The organism is Burkholderia sp. SJZ089 (genome assembly GCF_007828315.1).
Taxonomy (GTDB): domain Bacteria; phylum Pseudomonadota; class Gammaproteobacteria; order Burkholderiales; family Burkholderiaceae; genus Burkholderia; species Burkholderia gladioli.
Genome location: NZ_VIUM01000019.1, coordinates 72128 through 94237, shown reverse-complemented (window position 1 = coordinate 94237; position 22110 = coordinate 72128). Strand labels below are relative to the sequence as shown.

Sequence of the window (22110 nt, the reverse complement as noted above, 5' to 3'; positions counted from 1 at the left end):
CTCTGGTCTGGTTCACGGCCCTGCCCGCGCCGCGATCGCGTGCGAATGCGCTCAGATCGCCGCCGGCTCCGCATCCGGGGCCGCCCGCGACGCATCGTCTTCGTCCGGTCCGTCGTCGTCCGGCACCTCGGCCACGTTGTCGTGATCGGCGTAGTCGAACACGCCCGCGTTGTCCCGGTCGGTCATGTCGCTCAACATCGTGAACGGCTCCTGGTACGTCAGCGTCTCCCACTTGCCCTGCTTCATGTCGAGGATCGCGTGCACCGGCGTGGGCGTCTCGGTGAACGCGCGCAGCGTCTGGCCGCTGCCGTCGAGCATGCCGGCGCCGAGGATGGTGCCGAGCTCGTCACGGAACTGGTACTTCACGGGAATCGCCGTGCCGTCGGGCTTGTGCAGCGCCTCGTCGAGCATCAGCTGCTGGCTGTACTGCAGCTCGCTCTGGCTGTCGAAGAACGATTGCCGCGCCGGGTTGCCGCCGGCCGCGCCCTGCTTCTCCCACGACGCGCACTTCTCGGTGATCTGCCCCGGCGTGCCGTTCTCGATCGCGTTCGGCGTGATCCTGATATACGAATTGCCGGCGCCGATCCACAGCTCCTTGGCAGCCGTCAGCACCACCTTGCCGTCCTTGCTGGTGATCGTGATGTCCTTGAGCGCGGCGAGCGCCATTTCGTCGGCCTGCGCCTGGATCTCCACCTTGCCCTTGGCCGCGAACAGCTTGATGCCGGCCTGGCGCACGAACAGGCTGATCCTCTCGGTCACGCTCGCGATCAGCGATTTGCCGCTCGCCACATGGATGTTCTGCCCGCTCACCAGGTTGATCTGCTGGTCGGCCGTGAGCTGCGCGGACTGCTGCGTCGACAGGCCGAGATCGGACGGGCTCGCCATCAGCAGGATCGGCTTGCCGAAGCCGTTCGCGCTGCCGCTGCCGCCGCCGCCCGTCTTGCCGCCGCGCGCCTCGGGCGCCACGTTGCGGCGCGTGGCGTCGCGGAACGCGGCCAGCGAATCGCGGCCGGCCTGCAGGCTCTCGGCCTGGCTCGTCTCGCTCGCCTGCGACAGGGCATCGATCATGCCGTGTGCATTGACCAACTGCTCGGTGGCCTCGCCGGCGTCGAGCGGCTGGCTGGTGGTGGCATGGGTGGACACCAGCAAACCCTGGCCGGCACGGATCGCGCCGTAGGCTTGCGACTTGAGGTCGAAACCGTTGCCGAGGAACGCGCCGCGCGTATTGCCGGTCTGGTCGATCAGGTAGCCCAGGTGCAGGTGCGAATCGAAGCTGCTCGAATACAGATGGACGCGATTCTGCGCGGTGGCGTCGTCCATCACGAGCTGGTTGTAGCCGGTGCCGCCGTATTCCTTCGAACGGTAGCCCGACAACAGGCCGTTCGAATGCCATTGCGGCTTGGCCGCGCCGTTGTAGAGCCGCGAGGTCACCACCGGGCGGTCGCAGTCGCCGCCGATGTGGTCGATCAGTACCTCCTCGCCCACCCGCGGCATGTGCACGCCGCCGTAGCCGCTGCCGGTGTCGGACTGCGCCACGCGCACCCAGCACGAGGCACGCTCGTCGCCGTCGTTCTGGCGATCCCAGATGAAGCGCACCTTGATGCGGTTCAGCGCGTCGGTATGGACTTCCTCGCCCGGCGGCCCAACTACGATCGCAGATTCGAGATGCGTTTGGGGCTTGTCGTGCTCGAAGGGGCTGCGATACGGCACGCTGGTGCGCTGCGCCTCGATCTCGGTCAGGTAGAAGCCTTCCGAGCCGTCGGCGTGCGGCACCGCGAACGCGCCGCCGCCGGCGTGGTTCGCGCGCGCGGCGTCCACCACGGCCTGCAGGCTGTGCGGAAACGCGTGGTCCTGCTTGCCGATCGGCAGGTTGTTGGCGATCGTCCAGGCCGTCTCGATCACGGCGAATTCGCGCTGACTAGCACGATCGCGATCGTGTTCGGGATGGCCGTCCAGCACGAAGCGCCGCCCGGCGTCGATGCCGCGCAGGCTGCCCGTGCCGACGAAGCGCTTGGCGCGCGATTCCCATTCCTCCATGCGGATCTTGGAGAGCTGGTCGCCGCGATCCTGACCGCCGTAGGTATAGGCGCCGGTATATTCGTAGACTTCGGCCTGCTCGGGCAGGGAACCCTGGTTCGGCATGGTGGGCACGTTGGTGCCCTTCGGGTTCTGCGGGGAGGCCGGGTTCTTGTAGTCGAAGGTGCGGGTGGTCAGCGTGGCGCTCTGCAGCGTGCGCGTGCCGGCCCATTGCACCAGCGCATCGGTCTCGCTGCCGGTGCCGGCACGATAGAACGACACCGCACCGGGCTGCATCGCATCGAGCGCCGCGAGCCGATCGGTGATCACCAGGGTGTGGGACTTGCCGTCCGGCGCCTGCTGCCAGAAGCCGTACAGCCCCTCGCACTCGAGCAGACGGTGCACGAAGTTCCAGTCGGTCTCGTCCTGCCGGCAATACGAGCGCGGCGGCAGCGGCTTCGAGAGCGCGAACTGGAACAGGCCCTGTGCCTGCGGATGCGTGTTGAATACGTCGGTGATGATGTCGTCGGCGCTGCGATCCTGCCAGATGCGCTGGTCGCGCCGGAATCGCAGGAAGTGCATCCACGAGGTGAAACCCAGTTGGTAACTGGTGAGCCCCGCGTTCGAACCGAGCCGGCGCGCGGTATGCACGTAGCCGTGATGCGGCTGATACGACTTGTCGGCCTGCTGGATCCAGAGGGTCACCGGTTCGCCGATCAGCGTCTTCAACTCGACGCCGCCCGAGGTGGAAACCGCATCGACGGTGAATTCGAAGTGGCGTCCGAGCCGCGAGCGGCCCACCACGCGCTGCGGCAGCAGTCGATCCGCACCGAGCGGCGTGTCGAGTCTTATCAGGCGATCGTTCTGCGAGATGCCGCCTGTCATCCAGCTACTTATCAGATCCTGTGCGCCCATGCCCCGCCTTCCTTTTCCGTTCTTTTAACTGCACCCGCATTCAATACAAGCGCCGCGATTCTACAAAAAGTTGCATCACGAGAGCAAACTGATCCGTGAAAAACGGTATTGAACCGACGTGGTCATCTAAAATGCCGATTCAGAAACTTTCAATCAGCTTAATTCGCGGAAATTATTTCCATTCGAATCGACGCATTTAAGGAAAACTTACCAAGTCATCATTTATGTCGGCCGCGCGCCATGAAATCGATCCAGACGATCGATCGTCACGCGAACATATCCGCAAACGCGCTCCTTGGCGCCACTCTCAGTCCCAAGCAGGGCGCCTGGGCATCCCGGCCGATCCTGCGGTTCTGCCGCGCAGCCATCGGCACGCTTCGATACCCGCCACGGTAAAATTCCTCCCGGCCCGCTCCCGCTTCATGCCAAAGGCGGTAAAAAAGGAACAACCAGTTGATTTCGATGGACTTCCAATCCCCCCGCGCATGACCTACTCGCTCGCCACCACCTACTCCTGCGAGCTCGAGATCCGCAAGAGCCGCTTCATCGCGCATGCGATTCCGGTGGCCGACCGCGACGCCGCGATGGCCGAACTGCAGCGGCTGCGCGCCGAGCACGCCACGGCCACCCATGTCTGCTGGGCGCTGCTGGCCGGCGGCCAGTCCGGCATGTCCGACGACGGCGAGCCGTCCGGCACGGCGGGCCGGCCGATCCTGGAGGTGCTGCGCCACCACGATCTCGACGGCGTGCTGGGCGCCGTGATCCGCTACTACGGCGGCGTGAAGCTCGGCGCGGGCGGCCTGGTGCGCGCCTATACCGATGCGATTGCCGGCGCGCTGCTCGATGCGCAGCGCGTCGAGCGCATCGCCATGACGCGGCTCGCGATCGAGATGAGCTATCCCGACGAGGCCCGCGTGCGGCGCTGGATCGAGCAGGCCGGGCACGAGCTCGTCGACAGCGCCTACGGCATGACCGTGAAGCTCGTCATCAAGCTGCCGGTGACCGAGGTGGAAGCGGCACGCAGCATGCTGATCGACGCCACGCAGGGGCGCGCCGGGTTTCCCGCCTTCGAATGAACGGTGCGACATCGAGATGCTTGCACGAGCACCCATCTCGATGCACACGCAACCGATCCCTCAGCCCAGGAACAGGCGATAGGCGGGATTCGAGGTCTCTTCCTGGAACCGATAGCCGAGCGCGGCCAGGAAGGTATCGAAGGCCTCGCGATCGGCCGCCGGCACCTGCAGGCCCACCAGGATCGAGCTGTAGTCGGCGCCCTGGTTGCGGTAGTGGAACAGGCTGATGTTCCAGTTCGGCGCCATCGAGGACAGGAACTTCATCAACGCGCCGGGGCGCTCCGGGAATTCGAAGCGGAACAGCCGCTCCTCGCGCGACAGCGGCGAACGCCCGCCCACCATGTAGCGGATATGGTCCTTCGAGAGTTCGTCGTCGGTCAGGTCGGCGGTGCGAAAGCCATGCGCCTCGAAATTCGCGGCGATCTCGGCCGATTCCGCGCGGCGACGGATCTGCACGCCGACGAAGATATGCGCCGAGCGCGTGTCGGCGATCCGGTAGTTGAACTCGGTCACGTTGCGCTCGCCCACCAGCTCGCAGAAGCGCCGGAAGCTGCCGCGTTCCTCGGGGATCGTCACGGCGAACACCGCCTCGCGCGCCTCGCCCACCTCGGCGCGCTCGGCCACGAAGCGCATCCGGTCGAAATTCATGTTGGCGCCCGAGGTGATCGCCACCAGCGTCTCGCCCTCCAGGCCCTCGCGCTCGGCATAACGCTTCACGCCCGCCACCGACAAGGCCCCCGAAGGTTCCAGCACGCTGCGCGTATCCTGGAACACGTCCTTGATCGCCGCGCACAGCGCGTCGGTGTCGACCGTGATCACCTCGTCGAGCAGTTCGCGACACAAGCGGAAGGTTTCCTCACCAACCATCTTGACGGCCGTGCCATCCGCGAACAGGCCGACCTCGCCGAGCGTGACGCGCTCTCCTGCCTCGATCGACCGAGCCATCGCGCAGGAATCGGCCGCCTGCACGCCGATCACGCGGATCTCGGGGCGCACCGCCTTCACGTAGGCGGCCACGCCGGCCGCCAGGCCGCCGCCGCCGATCGGCACGAAGATCGCGTGGATCGGGCCCTGGTGCTGGCGCAGCACCTCCATCGCCACGGTGCCCTGGCCGGCGATCACGTCGGGGTCGTCGAAGGGATGGACGAAGGTCAATTCGCGTTCCGCCTGCACCGTCAATGCGTGGGCATAGGCGTCGCTATAGGACTCGCCGGCCTGGATCACCTCCACGGTCGGCCCGCCGTGCGCGCGCACCGCGTCCACCTTCACCTGCGGGGTGGTGACCGGCACCACGATCACGGCCTTCACGCCGAGCCGCGCCGCCGAGAAGGCCACGCCCTGGGCGTGGTTGCCGGCCGAGGCGGTGATCACGCCGCGCGCCAACGCGTCGGCCGACAGATGCGCCATGCGGTTGTAGGCGCCGCGCAGCTTGAACGAGAAAACAGGCTGATGATCCTCGCGCTTGAGATGGACGCGATTTCTCACGCGCGCGGAGAGGTTGCGCGCGGGCTCCAGCGCGGTCTGCACCGCCACGTCGTAGACGCGCGAGGTGAGGATCTTCTTCAGGTAGGCATCGACACTCGACGCGATCTCGGCGGACGGGGTGGTGGCGGTTTCCTGACCGCGACGGGACGGCGACAGCATCGGACGCTCCTGGCTGGGGATGGGCTTGCCCGGAGACGGATACGAAAAACCCGCCTCGGGGGCGGGTTTCGTGACGGCTTCCTGCGCGCGCTAACCCACCATTCGATGAATGGTGTGAATAATGTGCGCGATCGGGAAGGCGTGACGTGTCATGGGCGGAAGCATCCGGGATGCCGGCGCGTTTGTCAATCCCCGCGCCGGGCGAGCCTGGATCAGGCACGCCCGGCGCGCAGCGAAACTCAGTAGCGCTCGGGGACGATCATTTCGCGCGGCGTCGGACGGCGCAGGTAATCCTCGTGGTGGACACGTTCGGGCAGCTTGACCGGCTCGCGCTCGACCTCGTGGTAGGGCACCAGGCTCAGCAGGTGGTCGATGCAGTTCAGGCGCGCGCGCTTCTTGTCGACGGCCTGCACCACCCACCACGGCGCCTCTGGGATATGCGTGCGCGCCAGCATCTCTTCCTTGGCGACCGTGTAGGCCTCCCAGCGGCGGCGGCTTTCCAGGTCCATCGGGCTCAGCTTCCATTGCTTGAGCGGATCCTGGATGCGCGCCTCGAAGCGCGTTTCCTGCTCCTCGTCGGTGATCGAGAACCAGTACTTGACGATCTGGATGCCGCTGCGCACCAGCATCTTCTCGAACTCGGGCACCGAGCGGAAGAACTCTTCGTACTCCGCATCGGTGCAGAAATTCATCACGCGCTCGACGCCGGCACGGTTGTACCAGCTGCGGTCGAACAGCACCATCTCGCCGCCGGCCGGCAGGTGCGCGACGTAGCGCTGGAAGTACCACTGGGTGCGTTCGCGGTTGCTCGGCGCCGGCAGCGCGGCGACGCGGCACACGCGCGGATTCAGGCGCTGCGTGATGCGCTTGATCGCGCCGCCCTTGCCGGCCGCGTCGCGGCCCTCGAAGATCACCACCATGCGATGGCCGGTGCTGACCACCCAGTCCTGCAGCTTGACGAGTTCGCCCTGCAGGCGGAACAGCTCGCGGAAGTACTGCTTGCGCTGCTCGCGGCGTTCGGCGGTGAAGATCGTGTCGGGCTCGTCGAAGCGGCGGTCGTCGAGCTCCATTTCCAGCTCTTCGTCATACGCGTCGACCAGATCCTCTTCCAGACGGCGCTGGCGTTCGACGGCCTCGATTTCGGCGGCGTCTCGGTCTTCGGGTCGGTTCTCGCTCATCGTGCTGCCTCCGTATCTACGTCAGAGTCGTTCGTGCGCCGATTATCGCAGCGCTGCGTGTCAGATGCATTAATTCGGGCCGAAGGACGGGATGGCGTGGAGACGCAGGGATGGCGGCCGGCAGTGGCGGCCAGGGCGGTGGCCCGGGCGCCCGGCGACGGGATTTTGGCGGCCGGCGGGATCGCCTCTCGCCGATCGGCCCGGGATTCTCTACACTGAGGAATGTATCCGGCCCGATTCCACATCGGGCCGCGCCAGCCCCGAGCAGAACAGCAAACCGCCCCGGAACCCGAGAGAGCCGCACCTGCCCACGATGCGCACCGTGCCGAGCAAGTCATCCGCCGAACCCTTCCGCGTGCCGCTCGCCAAGCCGGCGGCGCCGGCCATCCCGCCCTTCCTGCGCGAGATCTGCAAGCGCCTGATCGCCCAGCAGCGCGAGGACGAGTTGCTGCCCTGGGCCGACCGCGCCCTGCTGATCGACCCGCTCGCGCTCGACTTCGTGGAGATGCGCGCGCTGGCGCTCTCGCTGGGCGGCCTGCACCGCGAAGCCGCCGAGACGCTGCGCCGCCACCAGGAGGGCCTGCGCTCGCGTCGCCGCGATTTCGAGAGCTGGCTCGGCTACGAACTGAGCATGGCGGGCGATCCCGAGGCCGGCGCGGCGCGGCTCGACGAGGCCCGGCGGCAGGCCGTCGCCGCCGGCGACACCGCCATCGCCAGCCTGGCCGCCCATCGCCTGGGCGACGCGCAGCTCAGGCAGGGCAAGCCGCAAGGTTTCGCCAACTGGCTCCATCGCAACGAGGATCCGAATTCGAGCGGCAGCTACCGCCCCGCGCGCCTGCCGACCTGGAACGGCGGCGATCCCTCGGGCCGGCGCGTGCTCGTCACCCACCAGCTCGGTTTCGGCGATCAGCTACTGATGCTGGCGGCCGCGCGCGACTGGCTGCATGCCGGCGCGCGCCTGATGATCAGTTGCGACACGCCGCTGCTGCCGCTGCTGCGCGCCTCGCTGCCCGAGTGCCGCGTGATCGACGCGCCGCGCCCGCTGACGCCGGCCGAACCCTGGCCCGAGGACGAGGCGCTGCGCCGCGAGTTCGAGGTCTTCGCTCCCGACCTGCACGCCACCCTGCTGCACCTGCCCCTGCTCGACGCGGCCCGAGCGCAGCCACGCGGCCGCTTCGAGCCCTATCTGCGCGTGCCGCCCGAGCGCGCGCGCGACGCCGCGCTGTGGGCCCGCCGGATGCGCGCCGCCGCGCCGGGCCGCAAGCTGGTCGGCCTCTGCTACGACTGCGCGCATCGCCACCGGCCCGAGCTGGGCAGCACGATCCGCTGCTGGGCCGGCCTGCGCAGCCTGCCGCGCGTCGAGATCGAGCGGCTGGTGGCGCATCCCGCGCTGGCCGAGCGCATTCAATTCGTCAGCCTGCACCACCCGAGCGGCGAGGCGCTGGCCGGCGGGCTGCCGCGCGGCATGCGCCACTACGCGCCCGATATCGAGGATTTCGCTGATACCGCCGCCTGCATCCAGGAACTCGATGCGGTGATCGCCGTCGATTCGGCGGTCGCCAACCTGGCCGCGCTGCTGGGCGCGCGCACCTGCGTGCCGCTCAACCAGGCCGGCGACTGGCGCTGGGGCAGCCGCGGGCGCGACACGCCCTGGCTGCCGGGCGTAACCGTGCTGCGCCAGCGCGAGACCGGCCACTGGGCGCCGGTGTTCGAGGAGATCGTGAACTGGCTGCGCGACGAGGTGATCTGAGCCGGCAGCCGCGGCTGGGCTGAAACGCGCCGCGGCGCGCGGCGGCGCCCTCAAGCCTCGCCGCCCCGGATCGTCGGTTTGTCTTCGATCACGCCGCTGGGCATCTCGCTGGCGCAGGTGGTGGGGCCGCTGGTGGCCTGGGCCAAGACGCACCAGCCCGAGATCGCCGAGGCGCGCGAGCGTTTCGATACGCGCGCGCAGGCGCCGGAAGGCGCCGCGACGGCGCCCGGCCCGGCAGCTCGGAAAGCGCCTCGGCAGGCTGCCGAGGGCGAGGATCGAAGCCGCCCCTGAGCGGCGCCCGGCCGCCTTACTTCGAACTGGACAGCCGCAGCTTGCGGGTCAGCACCGCGCCCGTCTTCGTATTGACCAGCCATACCGCCTGCACCTGCGCATGCAGCGTCGAGGTGCGGGTGGTGATGTCGGTCGGCTCCTCGTTGCTCGGGTCGCTGTGTTCGCTGCGCTCGCTCAGGTACGGCGGCGCCAGCTCGGCCAGCAGCACGATCGCGAAGCCGCCGTCGTCGCCGGCGGCGGCGAAGTCGGACGGCGCGACGCTCACCCGGGCGCGCACCGCCGTCTGCCTGGCCTTGCCCGGATCCATCTCGATGATGTCGATGTGCTGGACATAGCCCTTGGCCTTGGCCTCGGCGGCCACCACCAGCCGCCGTCCGCGCGGCCCGGTGATGGCCTTCCTGAGCAGGATCGTGTCGGGCGTCGCCTCGCTGGAGAGATCGAGATCGACGCTCAGCTGGTGCCGCTTCGCGCGATAGAGGAGGCCGTAGCTCACCGGGATCACGAAGCGCAGCGTGCGATCGAGCCCGAGCGGCTTGAGCGCCGGTTCGTCGGTCGGCTGCCTGGCCACGGCGTGCAGCCACTCGCGGGCGTGTTCCTTCAGCGAGGGTTTGCCGGTATCGAGCTTCGCCTTGGCGAGCGCGTCGCGCACCGCCAGCGCGTCGTCGCCGACGAAGGGCTGCGCGCCGGCGGGACGGGCGGCAGAGGACGCCGGGGAAGCGGCCGGCTCGGACGACGCGGCCGAATCCTGCGCGGCGGCGTGCGCCAGGGCCGGCAGGCAGACGCAAGCGCAGGCGCAGGCGGCCAGCAGACGGGGCAGGAAGGACGGGATGGCTGGCACGATACGGCTTGACTCTGGAAACGGGGCGCCAATGATAGCGTGGCCGGGCGCCCGATCGGCCCTTGCGGGAAGGCGGCGTCGGCCGGCCCCCCCGCCTCACTCCGGTTCGACGCGCGCCTTGCCGTCGTGCGGGCCGAGTTCGCGCGTCGGCCAGTCGGTCCAGCCGTCGGGGCGCCTGGCCTGGTGCGCCTGGTTGAGCGGGTAGCGGATCCGGTTGTCGTCCTTGGCGGGCTCGCCGATCACCATCAGGCGCACCTCCTCGGCCGTGTTGTTGAGGAAGCTGTGGCAGATGCCGGTGCCGGCCGGGAAGGCGACCGCATCGCCGGGTTCGAGCCGATGCAGATGGCCGTCGATCCAGGCATCGGGCGTGCCTTCCAGCACGTAGACGAACTCCTCCTCGGTGCTTTCCGCGTGCGGGTAGGAAGTCCGCCGCCCCGGCAGCAGGCGCACGTGATGAATGCCAATGCGCTCGAGGCCGAGCTTGCGCGCGAGCGGCGCGCCAATCCCCATCAATTCGCTGTCGCCGGGATAGTGCTGGTCGTCGGCACCTTCGAGTTCGGTCCAGTGCTTGATGAATTCAGGGCGTGACATCGTGGGGCTCCAGTGGGCGGGAGGCCCACATGACACCATGCGCGAGCCGCCCTGTCCATCGGCAACCGCCTCGCCAGCTCAGGCGCGGGCCAGCAGGATCGCCTTGCGGCCCTCGGGCGCCTCCAGCGCCATCGCCTGCTCGACGTGCTCGTAGGCGAAAGCCTCGCCGAGCCGCGTGCGGAACACCGGATCGCCGATCACCCCCTCCAGCGCGCGCAAGGCGGCCGCCAGCCGTTGCGGCTCACGCACCGTGGCGCTCTCGAAATTGCTGAAGCGGCGGAGGGTGAGGTCCTTCATCATCAGCAGCGAGGTCGGGATCGAGAACGGCGCCGCGCGATCGAGGAAGCCGTAGGCGTAGAGCGTCGAACGCATCGGCAGGGCCGGCACGAGCGCGCTCGCCAGCGCGCCGCCGACGCCGTCGAACACGGCCGTGGCGCCCAGCGTCTCGGCCAGCGGCGCGAGCGTGTCGACCAAGCCCTCCCCGGCCGCGATCACATGCGGCTCGCCTTCGCGGCGCAGCGCCTCGGCCGCCTCGGCATGACGCACCAGCAGGATCGCCGGCAGCTTGCGGGCCCGCGCCAGCGCGCCGAGCGCGCGCCCGGTGGCCGAATTGCCGGCCGTGACGATCACACCGCGATGGCCGGCCGCGACGATTTCCTCCAGGAACGCATGGGCCGTCATCACGTTCACCAGCGAGCCGCAGTAATCGCGCGCGCGCACCGTCTGCGGCAGGATCAGGCAGCTCGTCCAGGGCACCTGCGCCTGCTCGCTCCAGAGCCCGATGGTCTCGGCGCTGCGCGTGAGCGACCGGTAGATCGCCACCTGCCGGCCCAGGTAGTCGGCCGGCACGCCGGCGCCGATCGCGCGCACCGTGCCCGCGCCCGACGCCCCCCACACGCCCTGGCCGACCGGCAGCAGCCCGGCGCCCGCGGCGCCCGGCTGGCGCAGGAAGGTCTTGTCGCCGTGGTTGATCGCGGAGGCGTCCATCTCGACCAGCAAATGGCCCGGCGCCGCCTCGGCCGGCCTGGGGATGTCGCGGACTTCCAGGGTCCGCTCGGGGGTCACGCAAATCGCCTTCATCGATGCCGCTCCTGTTCCTGGTGGGTGGCGCGTGCCTTGGCCGGCACGACGAACCCGTAGCCTGGGCCCTTTCATCGATTGCGAAAACGCCGTCAGGCGACATATCATCGATTCCACTCTGGAATGGATCACCGCCCCCATGGACCGTCTCGATGCCATCCGCCTGTTCGTCCGCCTCGTCGAACGCGGCAGCTTCTCCGCCGTCGGGCGCGAGCAAGGCATCGGCCAGCCGGCCGTCAGCAAGCAGATCGCGGCGCTCGAACGCCACCTGGGCGCGCAGTTGCTGCTGCGTACCTCGCGCCGCATCGCCGTCACCGATGCCGGCCAGGCTTTCTACGAATCGGCGCGGCAACTGGTGGAGGATTTCGATGCGGTGGAATCCTCGGTCGGCGAGCGCCAGCAGTCGCCGCGCGGGCTGGTCCGGCTCAATACCGCGCCGGGCCACGGCCGGCTCTGGATCACGCCGCGCCTGCCCGAATTCTTCGTGCGCCATCCGGAGGTTTCGGTCGAGCTGTCGGTATCGGAGCGCAACGTGGACCTGGTCGGCCAGGGCATCGACCTGGCGATCCGCCACGGCAAGCTGGTGGATTCGTCGCTGATCGCCCGCCGGCTCGGCGAGACCGCGCTGGTGCTCGTCGCCAGCCGCGACTACCTCGCCACGCACGGCACGCCCGCGCGCCTCGACGATCTCGACGCGCATCGCTGCATCGTGTTCTCGCGCGAGCGCGAGCCTTATCCCTGGGCCTTGCGGGTCGGGCGCGAGGCGCTGTCCTACCGGCCGCGCGGCTCGCTGCTGACCGGCGACGCGGAACACGTGCGCGCGGCCGTGGTGAACGGGCTCGGCATCTCGCAGGCGCCGCTGTGGCTGCTGGAGGACGAGATCCGCGCCGGCCGCGTGCAGGTGCTGCTGCCCAGGCTGCAACCGGAACCCCTGCCGATCCACCTCGTGCATGCCGCCGGCCGGCGCGTGCCGATGCGCGTGCGCGTGCTGATCGACTTCCTGGTGGAGATCTTCGCGAGCGACGAGCGCGCGAGGCGCTGAAGCCGGCGGCGTGACGGCGCCCATCGTGATCATGCCGGCCGATGACCAGCCCGCCACGACCCGGGCCACTCGTCGAGACGCGACCGCGCCCTCCACGATTCCCGCCTGATCCACGCTTCGCCGCTGCCCGTCCATTGTTATCATCCACGCTGATGACAGCGGCCGATGCGCCGCACGGGAGCCGTCCGCCATGGAACTGAAACACCTCGGCGCCTTCGTCGCGCTCGCCGACGAACTGCATTTCGGCCGCGCCGCCGAACGGCTGTGCATCGTGCAGCCGGCCCTGAGCATGCAGATCAAGACGCTCGAGACCGGCCTCGGCGTGCGCCTGTTCGACCGCGACCGCCACAAGGTCGCGCTGACCGAGGCGGGCCGCCTGTTCCTGCCCGAGGCGCGCGCCACGCTCGAGCAGGCCGCGCGCGCCGCGCAGGTGGCGCGGCTCTCGGCGCAGGGCGAGATCGGCACGCTGCGGCTGGGTTTCGTCTCCTCGGTGCTGCCGCAACTGCTGCCGACGCTGATCCGCACCATGCACGCGCGCTACCCGCGCATCGCGCTGGAGCTGAAGGACATGCCCACCCCCGACCAGATCGCGGCGCTGCACGGCGGCACGCTCGACTTCGGCCTGGCGCGCCTGCCGATCGCGGCCAGCGGGCTGAGCTCGCGGGTGGTGATGGAGGAATCCTTCGTGGTGGCGGTGCCGGCCTCGCATCCGTTCGCGCGCCGGCGCCGCATCGAGCCGGCCGCGCTGCGCGGCCAGCCCGCCTTCGTGCTGGCGCGCCGCTACGCGCCCGGCTTCTTCGACGCGCTGCTGGTCGCGCTCGGCGCGCAGCAGGTCACGCTCGACATCGCGCGCGAGCTCGGCGAATACACCACCATGCTGGCGCTGGTGGCCGCCGGCCTCGGCATCGGCCTGATCCCGGCCGAGGCGGCCGCCGCCGTGCCGCACAACGTGGTGGCGCTGCCGCTCGCGCTGCCCGGCTATCGCGCCCCGCTCGGCCTGATCTGGCTCGACGACGGCAGCATCCTCAAGCGCGTGTTCGTCGAGGTGGTCGAGCAGTGCGTGGCGAACGGCTGGCAGGCCTGAACCACGCGCGGCGCGCGGCTCGCGGTTTACGGATCCGCCCGCACTTTTTACGCGGGATTTACGCGCGGCCCGCTACGCTGATGTCGTCCTTCCTACCCGTTCCGGGTCAACGACCATCGCATGCGCCATATCCAGGCTGTCTCGCCCTCGCTGCAACGCTCCCCTTCCCCCTCGATCCGCGTGCCGCGGCCGGCCCAGGCCGTGGTGCGGATCGCCCTCACGCGGCACGACCGCGACGCGCAGCTCGCCACCCTGCTGCGCTCGCCGCTGGCCAGCCACCTGGTCGAGGCCCGGCCCGCGCGCCGCGCGATCCACCTGAGCCTGGTCACCGCGCCCGACGACATGCGCGCGCTGCTCGACCTGCTGATGGCGACCCTCGACGAAGCGACCATCGGCACCATCACGCGCTCGCTGCCGGCCGCGCCCGCCGATTCGTCGATCCGCCGGGAGCACTGACATGCTCAAAGGCATCTGGGTCCCGCTGGTCACGCCGCTGCGCGCCGGTCTCGTCGATCTCGACGCGCTGCGCGCGCTGGCCGCCTCCTATCTCGACAGCGGCATCGCCGGCTTCGTCGCGCTGGGCACCACGGCCGAGGCGGCGCTGCTGAGCGAGCTCGAGCGCGCCGCGGCGCTGCAGGCGATCCTCGACGTGGCGGCCGGCCGGCTGCCGGTGTTCGTCGGCGTGGGCGGCTTCGACACGCGCGCCTTCCTCGAGGAGATCGATCGTCTCGAACAATGGGAGGTGGCCGGCTACCTGGTCTCGCCGCCGGCCTATCTGTGCCCGAACCAGGCCGGCGTGCTCTGGCACTTCGGCCAGGTCGCGCTGCATACGCGACGGCCGGTGATGCTCTACGACGTGCCCCATCGCACCGGCGTGACGATCGAGCCGTCGACGGTGCGCCAGCTCACGCGTCACCTCAACATCGTCGGGATCAAGGAATGCGTGCCCGCGCATTTCGATGCGCTCGACAGCCTGCCGCTGGACGTGCTGTGCGGCACCGACGGCGCGTTTCTCGACTGCCTGGCCGCGGGCGGCTCGGGCGGCGTGCTGGCCAGCGCGCATGTCGGCGCGGACCTGTTCGTGGAAGTGCAGCGCCTGTACGAGGTCGGCCGCGTGACCGAGGCGCAGACGCTGTTCGACGCGATGCAGCCGGCGATCCGCCTGCTGTTCTCGGCGCCGAACCCGGCCGCGATCAAGGCCATGCTGGCCTTCTCGCACGACATGACGGCCGAGGTGCGCATGCCGATCACGCCGGCCTCGCCGCAACTGGTGGCCGAGCTGCGGCGCGTGCACGGCACGCTGGAGCGGCTGCGCGCCGAATGGCTGACGGCGCCGGCCGCGAGCCCGCTGCACTGAGCACCGCAACGCGAACGGGGCGGCGGGATCGGCCCGCCGCCACCCCGCCCGACGCGCCGGGCGGCTTCGCGCCTGCGCGGGCCTTCGCGGGCTTGCGCGACCTTAGCGGATCACACGCGTGACGCCGCGCCCGCGCGGATCGGCCGCCGCCTCGGGCGACTTGCCGTCGACCCGGATCACCTGGATGTCGCCGCTGAAATCCTGCCCCTTCAGCGTGTAGCCCTTGGCCTCGATCTGCTGGGCCAGCTCGCCGGTGATCGGGTGATACGGCTCCCAGAAGATCGTGTTCGGCGGCAGCAGCTGGTGATGGAAGCGGAACGCGCCGACCGCCTCCTTGAGCGGCATGCCGAAGTCGTAGACGTTGGTGATCACCTGGAAGATCGAGGTGAAGATGCGCGAGCCGCCCGGCGTGCCGATCACCAGCGCGACCTTGCCGTCCTTGGTGAGGATGGTCGGCGACATCGACGACAGCGGCCGCTTCTTCGGCTCGATCGCGTTCGCGTCGCTGCCCACCACGCCGAACATGTTGGCCACCCCGGGCTTGGCCGAGAAGTCGTCCATCTCGTCGTTGAGCACGATGCCGGTGCCCTCGGCCACCACGCCCGAGCCGAAATAGCCGTTGATGGTGTAGGTGTTCGACACCGCGTTGCCCCACTTGTCGATCACCGAGAAGTGCGTGGTTTCCGCCTTCTCCGGCATCGAGGTGCCGAGCCCCGGCTGCACGCTCTTGGTGTCCGACGGCGTGTCGGGGTTGACCTCGGCCGCGCGCTTGGCGAGATAGGCGTCGTCGGTCAGTTGCGCGACCGGCACCTTGTAGAAATCCGGATCGCCGAGGTACTGGGCGCGATCGGCGAACACGCGCTTCTCGATCTCGGCCACCAGGTGCACGTACTGCGCCGAGTTCAGCGGCACGCCCTTGAAGTCGGCCGCGAGATCCTCCTTCATCTTCAGCAACTGCACCAGGCCCACCCCGCCCGAGCTCGGCGGCGGCGCCGTGATCACGCGGTAGCCGTTCCAGTTGGCCTGCACCGGCTGCCGCCAGACGGCCTTGTACTGCGCCAGGTCCTCGGTGGTGATCAGGCCGTTGCCGGGCTGCATCGCGGCGGCGATCTTCTCGGCGGTCGGCCCTTCATAGAAACCCTTGGCGCCCTGCGAGGCGATCCGCTGCAGCACCGCGGCCAGGTCGGGCTGCTTGAAGTTGGTGCCGGCCTTCATGCCGGCGAAGAACTTGTCGAAGTTGGTCTTGCCGTCGAACTCCTTGGACGCGTCGACGCCGCGCTGGGCCAGTTGCTCGTCCACCACGAAGCCGTCCTTCGCGTAGTGGATGGCCGGCGCCAGCACCTGCTGCCACTTCAGCTTGCCGAAGCGCTTCTGCGCCTCCCACATGCCGGCCACCGTGCCGGGCACGCCCACCGCGCGCGGCCCGTACAGGCTCATGCCCTTGATCACGTTGCCATCGCGGTCCAGGTACATGTCCTTGGTGGCGGCCAGCGGCGCGCGCTCGCGATAGTCCAGGAAGTAGGGCTTGCCGTCGACATAGAGCGTCATGAACCCGCCGCCGCCGATATTGCCGGCTTCCGGATAGGTCACGGCCAGCGTGAACGCGATCGCCACCGCCGCGTCCACCGCATTGCCGCCCTGCTTGAAGATCTTCTCGGCCGCATCGGCGCTGTACTTGTCGGCGACCGCCACCGCCGAGCCGGTTAGTTGCGCGTGCAACGAAGACTTGGCGAACGCGGGCGCATTGGGAACGAAGCCGGCAACCGCCGCGCCGACACAGGCCGCGAGCATGGAAATCCTGACACGATGGAACGAAACGATCATTGCGCATCCCTCACGAGGTTGCCCTGGCGGGCTGAAAAGTAAGGCCGTCCCGCCGCTTATAGCATGGTCCGACACGCGAAAAAAATGCGCCGCCGCCCGATGGTGCAATGCAACTTTCGATGCGCGAGCCAGGCCCCGCGCGGGTTCCGAGCCGTTAGATGCAATTGCTGCGCACAGAGAAATATTCCGTCGCAGATGCGCCATATCGCGTGTCGATCTGAGATGATGGCGCCCCAGAATTTTTGCAGCGCAACCTCGCGATCGCTTCCCGCATGGCCTCACACAATGCCCATCACGCCACCGGCTGGGCCGCCGGCCTGATCGCCGCCGCGCTCGTCTGGCAGGCGGGCGCCGCCGGGCCCTGGCACGTCGGCAGCTTCGCCGCGTTCGCGGCCGGCGTGGCCGGCGGCACGGCGCCCGACTGGCTGGAGGTGGCATGGTGGTCGCGCAAGCGGCGGCTGTGGATCAGGCATCGCACCGCCACGCACTGGGGCCTGGGATGGATCGCCCTGCTGTGGTTCGCCGATCGCTCGCTGAGCGCGCTGCATCCCTGGGCACCGCCGCTGTTCGGCTTCGCCTGCGGCGGGCTCATGCATCTGCTGGCGGATTGGCCGAATCCGCTCGGCGTGCCGTGGATCCTGCAGCGGCATTCGCTGAACTGGTGGAAGAGCGGGCGCTGCGACCTGATCGTCGTCGCCGCGGCCTGGATCGGCGCGCTGTGGGTCGCGCAGGCGGCCTGGCAGCGCGATGCGCTGCTCGAGCACTGGCTGCATTGGTTGAGGATGGCCTGAGGCCGAGGGGCTCGGCGCCGGCGAGGCTGCCGGCGGCGAGCGCCGCGCCGGACATTGCCGATGCCGGCCTCGCATCGCACGAGGGCCAGCGCCGCAACGGCAAGGCCGCCATGATCGATGCGCATCGATCATGGCGGCCAGCAAGCACCGCCCCACGTCACCGCTCCCCTGCCACCGCCTGCCGCTGGAACGCGGCGATCCGCTGCCACATCGCGGCCGGATCGAGTACATCGGGAAATGGCCGCAGCGCGGAATCTCGGCCAGCGTCGGGCCGCGCGCCTCGATCTCAGCCAGGTAGGACAGCGAAGCGTCCTGCACGATGTGCGCTCGACGGCTTCGCAGATGGCCTACGTCAGTTGCGGCCAGGGCGGCGCGCTGGTGCCCGCGTCGATGCGCTTGCTGGCGCCGGACAACGTGATGGTGCGTCCGCTCAAGGAGCGCGTGATGGTGGTGACAGCCGCGCTCGCCTGGGATGCGAGCCGGCATCATCCAATGGGGGAGGCGATGCGGGAATGGGCGGAAAGGACCGGAGCGAGGCAGGGAACGGCCGAGCAGGCCGTTGATGGGAAGGAAAGGCTTCCGAAGCCCAAGCTGTGTCGAACAGCCGGGAAGTGAACGCCCGCGCCTCGCGCCCCCCGCTTCAGCGCCGACGCGCCGCGCGCTTGACCGAGGCCGGCGCGGCAGCGCGGCGCTTGGCGGCCGGCTTCGCCGCGCCAGGCTCGGTCCGAGCCGGCGCCACCACCACCTCGGCTGCGTCGCCGGGTTCGCTGCCGCTTCGATCGAGCGCGAAGGCCGCGCGATCCCGTCCCTTGATCCAGGCCGGCTCGCGGCCGATGCCGCTCCAGGTGCGGCCCGAGACGGGATCCCAGTACTTCGGGGCGCGCTGCCGGCGCGGCGCCGCGATCGCATCGCCGAAGATATCGCGCGGCGTCAGGCCGAACAGGCGCACGCACTCGCGGATATCGGCCAGCACGCCGGCGGCCGCGGTTCTTTTCTCGTCGTCGAGTTGCTGCTGGATGGTGGCGATCCGCTGCTTGAACTGCTCGAATTTCTCGATCACGGGCTGGGCTCCTTCGACAGGCATCGAGGCACCGGCCGCATTGCGGGCCGGCACCGCCAAAACCGACGAATGGTAGACATATCGCTCCGTGAGCGATATCGGACGGGACTGATATTGCATAGGAGCGTCCCCATGCATCCGACCCTGCCCGGCCCTGATGGCTCCCGCGAGCGGCCGGCCGCGCTCAGCGGCTCTGCGCGGCGACCTTGAGCCCGAGCCCGATCAGCATGCCGCCGATCAGCTTGCCCTGCAGCCGGCGCAGCAGCGGCAGCCTGCCGAGCACATGGCGCAGCGGCCGCAGCGCGAGCACCAGCAACGAGGTATAGAGCGCGCCGAACACCGCGAACAGCAGGCCCAGCTCGATGAACTGCGCGAAGGCATGGCCGCGCTCGGGATGAACGAACTGCGGCAGGAAGGCGATGAAGAACAGCGCCGTCTTGGGATTGAGCAGCTCGGTGAGGATCGCCTGCAGGCAGGCCCGCCCCGGCGTGACGCCGGCCAGCTCGGGCAGCCGCGTGTCGGCCGCGGGCGCGCGCCAGGCACGCCAGCCCAGGTAGAACAGGTAGGCCGCGCCCACGTACTTGACCGCGTTGAAGGCCAGCGCGGAGGTCATCAGCAGCGCCGAGAGGCCCGCCGCCGCCGCGAGGGTGTGGACGAAATCGCCGATCGCCACGCCGATGCTGGTCATCACGCCGGCGCGCCGGCCGCCCTGGGCGGTGCGCGAGAGCACCAGCAGCACGGCCGGCCCCGGCACCAGGAACAGGCCGAACATGATCACGATGAAGGTACCGAGCGTCGACAGGTCAAGCACTTGTGCCTCCGGGGCGGACATCGCCGGCCCGGGCGGGACGGCGGCGCGGCGGGCGCGCGGCCTCGATTGTAAGGCCGCGCGGCACGGCGGCAACCGGCGCGGCCCGGCGCCTCGGCACGAACCGCCGGGCCGCCGGTTCACACCGCCATTTCCGGCGGCGCCTGACGGAAGCCCCGCGTGAGCCAGCCGAGGTAGACCAGGCCCAGCACGAACCAGATCCCGCCCAGCACCAGGGCCGATTTCTCCAGGCTGACCAGCAGCCAGATATCGGCGATCGCGCCGAGCGCCGGGAACAGCAGCCCGCCGAGCCAGCCGAAGCGGCGCTGCTGCGGCGACATCAGGAAGAACTGGCGCATCACGCACAGGTTCACCGAGGTGAAGGCCAGGAAGGCGCCGAAGTTGATGAAGGAGGTGGAGGTGGCCACGTCCAGCTTCAGCGCGATCAGGCCGATGATGCCGGCGAAGGCGATATTGAGCGCCGGGGTCTGGAAGCGCGGATGGATGTAACCGAAGAGGCGGCGCGGCAGCACCTCGTCGCGGCCCATCGCGTAGAGCAGGCGGCCGACGCTGGCCTGCGCCGAGATGCCGGAGGCGAACTGCGCGAGGATCAGGCCCGCCAGGAACACCGACACGAAGATGTCGCCGCCGACCTTCCTGGCGATCTCGAAGGCGGCCGAATCCGGGTCCTTGAAGACCGCGCCCGGATGCGCGAGCTGCAGCGTGTAGGCGGCGATCACGAAGATCGCGCCGCCGATCAGCGCGATCAGCACGATGGCGCGCGGGATGGTCTTCTCGGGATCGACGGTCTCCTCGGTCAGCGTCGAGACCGCGTCGAAGCCGAGGTAGGAATAGGCGGCGATCGCCGCGCCCGCCATGGTGGCCGACAGCGGCACATGGGCGTTGAAGAAGGGCTGCGCGGCCATCAGCCCGCCGGGGCCGGCCGCCGCGATCGCGTAGTGGCAGCACAGCGTCACGAACAGCGCGACGATCACCAGCTGCACGATCATCAGCACGATGTTGAAGCGGTTCGCCAGCTCGATGCCGAGGATGTTCAGCGCGCTGGTCAGCACGATGAAGGCGACGATCCAGACCCAGGCGGGCACCGACGGGAAGGCCGCCACCAGGTAGGCCGCGCCGATCAGCCAGATCACCATCGGCAGGAAGAAGTAGTCGAGCAGCGTGGCCCAGCCGATCATGAAGCCGAGATGCGCGTTGAAGGTCTTGCGCGTGTAGGTGTAGGCCGAGCCCGCCACCGGGAACAGGCGCGCCAGCTTGCCGTAGCTGAGCGCGGTAAACACGATCGCGATCAGCGCCAGCAGGTAGGCCAGCGCGGCGGTGTCCTGGCTCGCGCCGGCCAGCACGCCGTAGGTGCCGTAGACGATCAGCGGCGCCATGTAGGCCAGGCCGAACAGCAGCACCGAGGGCAGGCCGAGCGTGCGTTTCAGGCGCGGCGCGTGCCCGGCCGCGGAGGTCGGGGAGGATGAGGTCATGGTCGGGTCTCCGATGGACGCGCTCGGCGCGTCCGGATGCGATACACCAGGTTGCACGGCGCCGCACCGCACGATGGCACGGCGGCGGCAGGATGCTGCGGGTTCAGCGAAAACGAAGGCGAAAGCGAAAACGACAGGTGCCGCGGCCCCGGCGCGATGGGTTCGCGCCGGCCGGCCGCGCGGACGCGGGCCGGGTGCCCCGGCCCGCGGATGGCGGGACGAAGCGTGCTGCGCCAGGGTGATGCGGGGCGGCCCGGTTCATGCGGCAGCGGGCCGGCGCGAATCGGAACACCGGCGCGAACCGGCGCGGTTCAGCGCAACTCAGCGCGCGCGGATCACGCGGCCGCGTCCCGCGTGGGGCTCGGCATCGCCGGCCGGATCCTCGCGCAACTCGAGCCGCACGCGCGCGTCGTGCAGGTAGCTGTAATGCTCGCGGCTGGCGGCCAGGAGCGCCGGATCGAGCGTGGCGCACAGCACCGCGTCCTCGCCGTGCAGCTCGCTGAGCACGTCGCCCGACGGGGAGATCAGCGCCGATTCTCCGGGGAAGCTGAGGTCGTCGTCGCCGCTGCCGATGCGGTTCACCAGCGCGGCGAACATCTGGTTCTCCATCGCGCGCGCCACGATCGCGCGGCGGTGCACCGGGCCGAACGGCTCCATGTTGCCGTTGGTGACGATCAGCAGGTCGGCGCCGAGCGAGGCCACCGCGCGCGCCGTCTCCGGGAACTCGATGTCGTAGCAGATCAGCAGGCCCACCGTCAGCCCCTTGAATTCGCAGACGGCATAACGGTCGCCCGGCTCGAACACGCCGACGTCCGAGGCCCACAGATGGGTCTTGCGGTAGCGCAGCACGATCTCGCCCTGCGCGTCGACCAGCACCGTGGTGTTGAAGAAGCGCCCGCCGTCGCGCTCGGCGAAACCGACCGCCACGCCCACGCCGGCCGCGCGCGCGGCCTCGCGCACCGCGGCGATCGAGGCTCCCGCGAGCGGCTCGGCCAGCTCGCGCACGTTCTCGCGCGTGGGGAAACCGGTCAGGGTGGTTTCGGGGAATACGATCAGGTCGGTGCCGTCGCGCCGGGCGCGGATCACCTCGGTGACACGGGCCAGATTCGGGGCGACGTGACCGTCGACGACCGGGATCTGGGCGAGTTCAATTTGCATCTGCTTGCCTCCAGTATTGCGGGCCGATAGACTCGCGCTCGCATTGCGCCACCGCTCGACGCGGCGGCGTGGCGCTATTATCGGGACGTTATTTTTGTCCAGGAATTCCCCACC

The 22110-nt window shown here is 69.5% G+C and carries 20 protein-coding genes; 9 read left to right on the top strand and 11 right to left on the bottom strand.

Annotation, left to right across the window (positions count from 1 at the left end):
• Positions 1-51 precede the first annotated feature (51 nt).
• Positions 52-2931 (bottom strand): type VI secretion system Vgr family protein, encoded by a 2880-nt coding sequence (locus FB600_RS29260; RefSeq protein WP_145758032.1) that lies wholly within the window; start codon positions 2929-2931, stop codon positions 52-54.
• Positions 2932-3416: 485 nt separating this feature from the next.
• On the opposite strand from FB600_RS29260, the gene FB600_RS29255 reads away from it, so the two are divergent.
• The gene (locus tag FB600_RS29255) at positions 3417-4007 is read left to right on the top strand and encodes an IMPACT family protein (protein WP_096752776.1); all 591 of its coding nucleotides are present in this window, start codon (positions 3417-3419) and stop codon (positions 4005-4007) included.
• A 60-nt stretch (positions 4008-4067) separates the two neighbouring features.
• Here FB600_RS29255 and ilvA read toward each other — a convergent pair whose 3' ends face one another.
• Positions 4068-5651, bottom strand: a complete 1584-nt coding sequence (gene ilvA / locus FB600_RS29250; RefSeq protein ID WP_145758033.1) for a threonine ammonia-lyase, biosynthetic — start codon at positions 5649-5651, stop codon at positions 4068-4070.
• Positions 5652-5890: 239 nt separating this feature from the next.
• Entirely contained in the window at positions 5891-6829 is a 939-nt protein-coding gene (ppk2, locus tag FB600_RS29240; protein WP_096752774.1) for a polyphosphate kinase 2, read from the bottom strand.
• Positions 6830-7151: 322 nt separating this feature from the next.
• Here ppk2 and FB600_RS29235 point away from each other — a divergent pair, with 322 nt between their 5' ends.
• Together FB600_RS29235 and FB600_RS29230 are read left to right on the top strand one after the other, a co-directional pair.
• Positions 7152-8579 (top strand): hypothetical protein, encoded by a 1428-nt coding sequence (locus tag FB600_RS29235; RefSeq protein WP_186052324.1) that lies wholly within the window; start codon positions 7152-7154, stop codon positions 8577-8579.
• Between the two features lie 78 nt (positions 8580-8657).
• Positions 8658-8870, top strand: coding sequence for a hypothetical protein (locus FB600_RS29230; protein WP_096752773.1), 213 nt, complete (start codon positions 8658-8660; stop codon positions 8868-8870).
• A gap of 16 nt (positions 8871-8886) precedes the next feature.
• On the opposite strand, the gene FB600_RS29225 is transcribed toward FB600_RS29230, so the two are convergent.
• The 3 genes from FB600_RS29225 to FB600_RS29215 all read right to left on the bottom strand — a co-directional run bounded on the left by FB600_RS29225 (position 8887) and on the right by FB600_RS29215 (position 11379).
• Positions 8887-9708: a hypothetical protein gene (locus tag FB600_RS29225; RefSeq protein WP_261383494.1), complete on the bottom strand. Its 822-nt coding sequence runs from the start codon at positions 9706-9708 to the stop codon at positions 8887-8889.
• Between the two features lie 96 nt (positions 9709-9804).
• A complete protein-coding gene (locus FB600_RS29220; protein WP_047838548.1) occupies positions 9805-10299 on the bottom strand; it encodes a cupin domain-containing protein in 495 nt (164 codons plus the stop codon).
• Between the two features lie 78 nt (positions 10300-10377).
• Positions 10378-11379 (bottom strand): Zn-dependent oxidoreductase, encoded by a 1002-nt coding sequence (locus FB600_RS29215; RefSeq protein WP_145758034.1) that lies wholly within the window; start codon positions 11377-11379, stop codon positions 10378-10380.
• A 139-nt stretch (positions 11380-11518) separates the two neighbouring features.
• Here FB600_RS29215 and FB600_RS29210 point away from each other — a divergent pair, with 139 nt between their 5' ends.
• The 4 genes from FB600_RS29210 to FB600_RS29195 all read left to right on the top strand — a co-directional run bounded on the left by FB600_RS29210 (position 11519) and on the right by FB600_RS29195 (position 14862).
• Entirely contained in the window at positions 11519-12421 is a 903-nt protein-coding gene (locus FB600_RS29210; protein ID WP_145758035.1) for a LysR family transcriptional regulator, read from the top strand.
• A 190-nt stretch (positions 12422-12611) separates the two neighbouring features.
• Positions 12612-13505, top strand: a complete 894-nt coding sequence (locus tag FB600_RS29205) for a LysR family transcriptional regulator (RefSeq protein WP_013689764.1) — start codon at positions 12612-12614, stop codon at positions 13503-13505.
• 120 nt (positions 13506-13625) lie between these two features.
• Entirely contained in the window at positions 13626-13961 is a 336-nt protein-coding gene (locus tag FB600_RS29200) for a hypothetical protein (RefSeq protein ID WP_145758036.1), read from the top strand.
• Between the two features lies 1 nt (position 13962).
• Positions 13963-14862 carry a 4-hydroxy-tetrahydrodipicolinate synthase family protein gene (locus FB600_RS29195; protein ID WP_145758037.1) on the top strand — a complete coding sequence of 300 codons (900 nt, stop codon included), beginning with the start codon at positions 13963-13965 and terminating at the stop codon, positions 14860-14862.
• A gap of 102 nt (positions 14863-14964) precedes the next feature.
• On the opposite strand, the gene ggt is transcribed toward FB600_RS29195, so the two are convergent.
• Complete coding sequence (gene ggt, locus FB600_RS29190) at positions 14965-16653, bottom strand: gamma-glutamyltransferase (protein WP_227742749.1); 1689 nt, start codon at positions 16651-16653, stop codon at positions 14965-14967.
• A gap of 305 nt (positions 16654-16958) precedes the next feature.
• Between ggt and FB600_RS29185 the strand changes: the two genes are divergently transcribed.
• Together FB600_RS29185 and FB600_RS37870 are read left to right on the top strand one after the other, a co-directional pair.
• The gene (locus tag FB600_RS29185) at positions 16959-17477 is read left to right on the top strand and encodes a metal-dependent hydrolase (protein WP_043217710.1); all 519 of its coding nucleotides are present in this window, start codon (positions 16959-16961) and stop codon (positions 17475-17477) included.
• 237 nt (positions 17478-17714) lie between these two features.
• Entirely contained in the window at positions 17715-18092 is a 378-nt protein-coding gene (locus FB600_RS37870) for a hypothetical protein (protein ID WP_409995262.1), read from the top strand.
• Between the two features lie 25 nt (positions 18093-18117).
• Here FB600_RS37870 and FB600_RS29170 read toward each other — a convergent pair whose 3' ends face one another.
• The 4 genes from FB600_RS29170 to FB600_RS29155 form a co-directional block, all read right to left on the bottom strand.
• Positions 18118-18537, bottom strand: a complete 420-nt coding sequence (locus FB600_RS29170; RefSeq protein WP_098153172.1) for an H-NS family nucleoid-associated regulatory protein — start codon at positions 18535-18537, stop codon at positions 18118-18120.
• A gap of 184 nt (positions 18538-18721) precedes the next feature.
• Positions 18722-19348: a LysE family translocator gene (locus tag FB600_RS29165; protein ID WP_025101629.1), complete on the bottom strand. Its 627-nt coding sequence runs from the start codon at positions 19346-19348 to the stop codon at positions 18722-18724.
• 137 nt (positions 19349-19485) lie between these two features.
• Positions 19486-20838 carry an APC family permease gene (locus FB600_RS29160; RefSeq protein WP_145758038.1) on the bottom strand — a complete coding sequence of 451 codons (1353 nt, stop codon included), beginning with the start codon at positions 20836-20838 and terminating at the stop codon, positions 19486-19488.
• A gap of 321 nt (positions 20839-21159) precedes the next feature.
• Positions 21160-21996, bottom strand: coding sequence for a carbon-nitrogen hydrolase family protein (locus FB600_RS29155; protein ID WP_096752766.1), 837 nt, complete (start codon positions 21994-21996; stop codon positions 21160-21162).
• Positions 21997-22110: the final 114 nt, after the last annotated feature.

Excerpts from the sequence above, each read along its gene's own strand:
- FB600_RS29260 (WP_145758032.1), bottom strand. The coding sequence starts at position 2,931 with ATGGGCGCACAGGATCTGATAAGTAGCTGGATGACAGGCGGCATCTCG.
- FB600_RS29255 (WP_096752776.1), top strand. The coding sequence starts at position 3,417 with ATGACCTACTCGCTCGCCACCACCTACTCCTGCGAGCTCGAGATCCGC.
- ilvA (WP_145758033.1), bottom strand. The coding sequence starts at position 5,651 with ATGCTGTCGCCGTCCCGTCGCGGTCAGGAAACCGCCACCACCCCGTCC.
- ppk2 (WP_096752774.1), bottom strand. The coding sequence starts at position 6,829 with ATGAGCGAGAACCGACCCGAAGACCGAGACGCCGCCGAAATCGAGGCC.
- FB600_RS29220 (WP_047838548.1), bottom strand. The coding sequence starts at position 10,299 with ATGTCACGCCCTGAATTCATCAAGCACTGGACCGAACTCGAAGGTGCC.
- FB600_RS29215 (WP_145758034.1), bottom strand. The coding sequence starts at position 11,379 with ATGAAGGCGATTTGCGTGACCCCCGAGCGGACCCTGGAAGTCCGCGAC.
- FB600_RS29210 (WP_145758035.1), top strand. The coding sequence starts at position 11,519 with ATGGACCGTCTCGATGCCATCCGCCTGTTCGTCCGCCTCGTCGAACGC.
- FB600_RS29205 (WP_013689764.1), top strand. The coding sequence starts at position 12,612 with ATGGAACTGAAACACCTCGGCGCCTTCGTCGCGCTCGCCGACGAACTG.
- FB600_RS29200 (WP_145758036.1), top strand. The coding sequence starts at position 13,626 with ATGCGCCATATCCAGGCTGTCTCGCCCTCGCTGCAACGCTCCCCTTCC.
- FB600_RS29195 (WP_145758037.1), top strand. The coding sequence starts at position 13,963 with ATGCTCAAAGGCATCTGGGTCCCGCTGGTCACGCCGCTGCGCGCCGGT.
- ggt (WP_227742749.1), bottom strand. The coding sequence starts at position 16,653 with ATGCTCGCGGCCTGTGTCGGCGCGGCGGTTGCCGGCTTCGTTCCCAAT.
- FB600_RS29185 (WP_043217710.1), top strand. The coding sequence starts at position 16,959 with ATGGCCTCACACAATGCCCATCACGCCACCGGCTGGGCCGCCGGCCTG.
- FB600_RS37870 (WP_409995262.1), top strand. The coding sequence starts at position 17,715 with ATGGCCGCAGCGCGGAATCTCGGCCAGCGTCGGGCCGCGCGCCTCGAT.
- FB600_RS29160 (WP_145758038.1), bottom strand. The coding sequence starts at position 20,838 with ATGACCTCATCCTCCCCGACCTCCGCGGCCGGGCACGCGCCGCGCCTG.
- FB600_RS29155 (WP_096752766.1), bottom strand. The coding sequence starts at position 21,996 with ATGCAAATTGAACTCGCCCAGATCCCGGTCGTCGACGGTCACGTCGCC.